1 protein-coding gene is annotated in these 398 nt (G+C 78.1%); it reads right to left on the bottom strand.

Features of this window, described 5'->3' with window-relative positions; all coding sequences use genetic code 11:
- Positions 1-142: 142 nt before the first annotated feature.
- Positions 143-398: substrate-binding domain-containing protein (locus tag A5481_RS30050; RefSeq protein ID WP_197514267.1), on the bottom strand; the 256-nt coding region annotated here is incomplete at its 5' end.

The raw sequence follows: 398 nt of genomic DNA, 5'->3' as shown, positions 1-398 counted from the left end.
CGTCGCGGGCGCGCCGATGCGCTGGGACCGGCCGGCCGGTCCCCTCGGGGCCGCCGCGCCGGACTGGTGAGCGGAACCGGACAGGGCGCCCGATATCGGCCCGGCCGACCCGCGACGGGAGGGCCCCATGGCCGGCGGGGCCTTACCGCCCTGCCGTCGATCCCCGGGCGATCAGCCGCCCGCTCAGCACCACCTTGCGCACCGGCTGGTCCGGGGCCTTGAGCCGGTCGAACAGCAGCCCCATCGCCTGGGCGCCGATCTCGGCCACCGGCTGCTCGATCACCGTCAGGCCGGGCTCGACCAGCTCGGTCCAGGGCTCGTTGTCGAAGCCCGCGAGCGCGATCCCGTCGGGCCAGGCGACGCCGGCCGCCCGGGCCGCCCGCACCGCCCCCATCAGG

The organism is Methylobacterium platani (genome assembly GCF_001653715.1).
Taxonomy (GTDB): Bacteria; Pseudomonadota; Alphaproteobacteria; order Rhizobiales; family Beijerinckiaceae; genus Methylobacterium; species Methylobacterium platani.
The sequence above is the reverse complement of the archived record's forward strand: the minus strand, read 5'-3'. Positions and strand labels throughout refer to the sequence as shown.